Origin of the sequence: Streptomyces sp. NPDC005423, from assembly GCF_040606415.1 — a bacterium.
In the GTDB taxonomy this organism is placed as follows: domain Bacteria; phylum Actinomycetota; class Actinomycetes; order Streptomycetales; family Streptomycetaceae; genus Streptomyces.
This window is the reverse complement of record NZ_JBEXET010000096.1, coordinates 1-5191: the sequence shown is the minus strand read 5'-3', so window position 1 is coordinate 5191 and position 5191 is coordinate 1. Positions and strand designations below refer to the sequence as shown.

The window sequence follows — 5191 nt, the reverse complement described above, 5'->3', positions numbered from 1 at the left end:
CGGCGACAAGCTCACAGCCATACCCGCAACCCCTGGGCTTCCCCGATCCTACGAATGATCAGATCCGACCCGCTTGAAAGGTAGGACAAGCTCAGTAGGTGTTTTTGATCCCCGGAGATCTGATGTCGGTGCTGGGCTTCGGCGAAAGTCGAATTGGGACACTGTCGTAGTCCCACGGGAAATTCCGTGGAGATCCCCTCGGAAAACCACGAGTATGTAGGTGTGCTGAGGGTCGAACGGGTGGTTTGCGAGGACTGGACTGCGCTCAAGGAGCTTCGTTTGGGCGCGCTGGAGGTGGATGCCGACGCGTTCGGCTCCACCTTGGCCGACGAAAGAGCAAGACCTGAAGCGTTCTGGGTCCAGCGAATCTTGGATAGCGGCTGGTTCCTGGCTTGGGCCGCAGAGCAGGCGGTAGGGGTCGTGGCGCTGGTTGTCGGCGACGCTTGAAATATGGTTCTGGATCACTTTCCGTGCCAGAGCCACGGAGGGTCACCGAACCCGCGATCATGAACGGCCGCTCGCGGCGAGGAGGACGCGCTTGCGCAGGAGATCGAAGTTGGCCCGGCCGAACATCTGCCGTTTCAGCATTTTGATCTTGTTGTTGTGGCCTTCGACGGCGCCGGAGCTGTAGCGCAGGCTGAGACCGGCGACGACGGCGTCGAGGTCCTGGCCGAGGCCGTTGACGAAGGAGTGCAGAGCGGGCAGATCATCGGCCTGGACGTCAGCGATCCACTGGCCGAGGTCGCGGCCCTGGCGGTTGTTCATCAGCTCGGCGAAGCTCCGGACGTGCCGGGCCGTGCGGTCGAGTTGGGGACAACGGGTGAGGACGGCTTTGAGCCGCTGGGCCTGGTCGTCGTCGAGCCTGTCGGGGTGACGGGTGATCCAGCTGGTCACGTCGCGCACGGACGGGTGTCTCCTCGGCGGATCAGTATGGGGGAAGACCCCGCGGAGCTTGTGTATGTACGTCTTGACGACGCTCTCGCCGCCCTCATAGCCGCGCTCTTGGAGCTCCTCGAACAGCCGGCGAGCGGTGGTGCAGCCCTCGGACCATCGCTGGTGAAGGAAGGGCTTATAGGGGTCGAGGATGCTGGGGCGGCCGGTCCACTTTCCGACCAGCAGCTCGTCCGCGGTTGTCGCCTGGGCGAAGCGGCGCACGGTGTTGCGGGCCAGCCCGAGCCGGCGCGCGATGGGCCGCAGGCCCACCCCTTGACCGAGTAACTCGTGGACGGCGGCGTGCTGTTCACGCACCCGGTCCGAGAGCCGCCCCGACTGTCGAGGGCCGGCCGTAGCTGTGTGGCCGAGCCCTTTCGCGTCCAGGGGCGGCACGGCCTGAGGCTTGTCCGGTTCGCCGTGGTCGCTCAGCAGGGCGCGATGTTGGATGACGGTCTTCTCCACGGCTTCCGCCAGGTTTTTCCAGATGTGCCACCGGTCCGCGACGTGGATTGCGTCCGGGGCTCCGAGGCGTCCGGCCTCGGCGTATGCGAGAGAGCGGTCTCGGCAGATCACCTCGATGCCGGGGTGGGCGGCGATCCATGCGGCCACCGTCGCCACGGACCGGTCGGGCAGCAGATCGACGGGCTGGCGGGTCTCGATGTCCACCAGGATGGTCGCGTAGACGTGGCCCTTACGCAGGGCGAATTCATCGACCCCGAGTACTTTTGGCGTATCCGCCACTGGATCGGGCAGGGCCCGTACGAGGCGCAGCAGCGTCGACCGGCTCGCGGTGACCGCGAGCGTTGCCGCAAGCCGGGCGCCGGCCCGGCCTGCCAGCATCAGCGCCATACGCTGCAAGACCCGCTGCAGTCCGGCGCTTCGCCGTCCGTAGCGGAACGTCAGCCCGTCGATCTGCTCCACGAAGGTCACCCGAGTGCAAGCAGACCCCTGACAGCGAAACCGCCGGACCCCTAACTCGATGACCACCCCGCGGTGGCCTACCGCACTGTCCGCGAGTCGTCGAACGTACCGGCTGTGAACCCGAGCCGACGCCACACCGCAGCCGGGGCACGTGGCCAGCTCCGCTACCGCACACGCTCGCACGACGACCAACTCGCCCTCGGCCAGCACGTTGTCGATCCGGACATCATCAACCCGGTGGAACCACAGGTCCTGGAGGAGTACATCAGCCACGGCCGTTCATGATCGCGGGTTCGGTGACCCTCCGTGGCTCTGGCACGGAAAGTGATCCAGAACCATTTTTCAGCCGTCGCCGACAGTCAGAGGTCGTTTCTCTCGATGTTTCATCCCGGAATAGATGTTTGATCCTGCGGTGTCGGGTCGCGCCTGAGGCGACCCCTGTGGTGTGGACACTCTGACAGTGGATCTTGCAGATCCGAGGGAAGGTGTCCTGGTGGGACGTAGGTCTCCGTATCCGGTGGAGTTCAGGAATGATGCCGTCGCGCTGTACCGCGCGGCGGGCGGGAAGCGCACGTACGCAGCGGTCGCGGCGGATGTCGGGGTGACCGGCGAGACCCTGCGGAGCTGGGTGCGCCAGGCCGATGAAGACGCGGGCCGCGATCACGGCTGCGGTGAGCAGAGCGCGGAGAGCCGGGACGAGGAACTGGCCCGGCTGCGTGCGGAGAACGGCCGACTGCGCAAGGCAGAGAAGGAATGGGAACTCGAGCGGGAGATCCTGCGCCGGGCAGCCGCCTATTTCGCGAAGGAGATGATCCTGGTGGCTAATTCAGTGGATTGGTGAATGTAAGTCAGGCCGGTGGTGGATTCTGGAGGTTGCGGCAGTCTTGTGGTGTCTGCCTGCAGGATGGAGACGTGGTGTCGGTGCAGCCGCAGCCCTGGCCGGAGCCGAACCCGCAGATCGCTGACGCGATCCGGGCGATGTATGCGGGCCGGCGGGAGGTCCCGCTCGCGGTGAGGGTCCGTGACCGGTTCGGTGAGCTGTTCGCCGACGGTGAGTTCTCGGTAGCGTTCGGGCAGCGTGGCAAGCCGGGTTGGTCGCCAGGGCGGCTCGCGCTGGTCACGGTGCTGCAGAAGGCGGAGAACCTCACCGATCGGCAGGCCGCCGAGCCGGTACGGACGGACCTGGCGTGGAAGTACGCACTCGGGCTGGATCTTCAGGATCCGGGATTCGACCACAGCGTGCTCTCGGAGTTCCGCTCCCGGGCGGTCGCACACGGCCTGGAGGAAAAGGTGTTGGACCTGCTGCTGGCCCGGTTGGTTGAGCAGGGGCTGGTGGGGGCCGGCGGCAAGCAACGTACCGACTCCACCCACGTGATCTCGGCGGTCCGGGATCTGAGCCAGTTGGATCTGGCCGGTGAGACGGTCCGCGCCGCCCTGGAGGCACTGGTCTGTGCGGCTCCGCACTGGGTGGAACAGGTGATCGACGTGCCCTCCTGGACTCGGCGTTACGGCGACCGGGTCCCCGGCTGGCACGCGCCCGCGTCCAAGGTCAAACGCGCCCGGCTCGCTGTCGACTACGGCCAGGACGGCTTCGCCCTGCTCACCGCGGTCCACGCACCCGCGTCCCCGTCGTGGCTACGTGACCTGCCGGCTGTCCAGGTTCTGCGGTGCGTGCTGGTGCAGAGCTACACCCGCACGTTGTCGGGCAGTGGACGGGAGGTGGTCAAGCGGCGGGAGGCGAAGGTGGACGGTCTCCCGCCCGGCCAACGACGTCTGACGTCGCCGTATGACACTGATGCCCGCCGGAGCGTGAAGGGCGACACCCTGTGGAACGGCTTCAAGATCCATATCAGTGAGACGTGCCAGGCCACTGAACCGGCCGTGCGCGGCAACACCGGCGATGCGCGTCCGGGACGGCACCGGGCCACCCGGCCGAACCTGGTCACGAACGTCACGACGACGGACGCCACTGTCGCCGACAACGCCATGCTCGACACCGTCCACCAGGTCCTCCAGCGACGTGGGCTGCTGCCCGGGGAGCACTACCTGGACAGCGGATATGCTTCGGCCGAGCTGATCGTGGGCTCCTTGAAGCGGTTCGGTGTCGTGCTGGTCACCCCGACGCTGAGTGACCAGTCCCGCCAGGGCAGGGCCAAGGAGGGGTTCGCCACCCACGACTTCCGCATCGACTGGCAGGGCCGGGAGGTCCTCTGCCCGGCCGGGCAGACGAGCACCACCTGGAGTCCCTGCCTTCAAGGCGGTGTCGCCAAGACGGTGGTCGTGTTCTCCCCTACAGTCTGCGGGCCCTGCCCACTACGGTCCAAGTGCACCACCTCGAAGCTCGGACGCCGTCAACTCACCCTGCAACCGCAGGAGATGCACGAGGCACTGAAGGGTGCACGTGCCCGGCAGGAGACCGAAGAGTGGAAGCATGACTATGCGTTGCGCGCCGGAGTCGAAGGGACCATCCACCAGGCCACCACCGTGACCGGTCTCCGCCGTGCCCGCTACCACGGCCTGCGGAAAACTCACCTCGACCACGTCTACAGCGCGGTGGCGTTGAACCTGATCCGTCTCGACGCCTGGTGGAACGGCCACCCCCTCGACCACACCCGCACCAGCCACCTCGCCCGACTAAATCTCTCCCTCGTCGCCTGAATTAGCCACCAGGATCGGAGATGGAGATGAAGTGAAGACCCGCCGCTGGGACTTCGTCTCCGCCCACGCAGAGGTCTTCGGCGTCCAGCGGATATGCCGGGTCCTGCAGGTCTCGCGCTCGGGCTACTACGGGTGGCTCGCCGGCGCGAAGGCCCGCCGAGAGCGGCAGGCCGCCGACGACGCCCTGCTCGGGGAGATCCGCGAGATCCATACCGAGCACAAGGGCACCTGCGGAGTCCGGCGCGTCCATGCCGAACTGCGCGGTTTCGGGCACGCCATCAACCGCAAGCGCGTCGAGCGCCTGATGCGCCGGCACGGCATCGAGGGCCGGCACCTACGGCGCCGCAAGCGCACCACGGTCCCCGCCCGGCATGCACCACCGGCCCCGGATCTCGTCCAGCGCAACTTCTCCGCCAGGCAGTTGAACGAGAAGTGGTGCGGCCACATCACATACGTGCAGGTCGGCGGGACGTGGCTGTATCTCGCCTGCGTCATCGACATCTGTTCACGCCGACTGCTCGGCTGGTCAATGGCCACGCACATGCGCACAGAACTGGTCATCGACGCCCTGAATATGGCTGTGACGACCCGCGGCGGCCACGTGGACGGGGTGATCTTCCATGCGGACAGGGGCTCGCAGTACACATCGGCCGCGTTCGCGCAGGTCTGCGACGGTTTC

General features: G+C 66.7%; 3 protein-coding genes and 2 pseudogenes. 4 read left to right on the top strand and 1 reads right to left on the bottom strand.

Annotated elements, in window-relative coordinates; genetic code table 11:
• Positions 1 to 186 precede the first annotated feature (186 nt).
• Positions 187 to 447 carry a hypothetical protein gene (locus ABZT12_RS39105; RefSeq protein WP_356394593.1) on the top strand — a complete coding sequence of 87 codons (261 nt, stop codon included), beginning with the start codon at positions 187 to 189 and terminating at the stop codon, positions 445 to 447.
• 57 nt (positions 448 to 504) lie between these two features.
• Here ABZT12_RS39105 and ABZT12_RS39100 read toward each other — a convergent pair whose 3' ends face one another.
• The gene (locus tag ABZT12_RS39100; protein ID WP_356394595.1) at positions 505 to 2064 is read right to left on the bottom strand and encodes an ISL3 family transposase; all 1560 of its coding nucleotides are present in this window, start codon (positions 2062 to 2064) and stop codon (positions 505 to 507) included.
• 283 nt (positions 2065 to 2347) lie between these two features.
• Here ABZT12_RS39100 and ABZT12_RS39095 point away from each other — a divergent pair.
• From ABZT12_RS39095 to ABZT12_RS39085, 3 genes and pseudogenes are all read left to right on the top strand, one after another.
• Positions 2348 to 2661 (top strand): annotated as a pseudogene (locus ABZT12_RS39095) (transposase); the annotation flags it as partial.
• A gap of 108 nt (positions 2662 to 2769) precedes the next feature.
• Positions 2770 to 4512 carry an IS1182 family transposase gene (locus ABZT12_RS39090; protein WP_356394590.1) on the top strand — a complete coding sequence of 581 codons (1743 nt, stop codon included), beginning with the start codon at positions 2770 to 2772 and terminating at the stop codon, positions 4510 to 4512.
• Between the two features lie 22 nt (positions 4513 to 4534).
• A pseudogene (locus ABZT12_RS39085) lies at positions 4535 to 5191 on the top strand (IS3 family transposase); the annotation flags it as partial.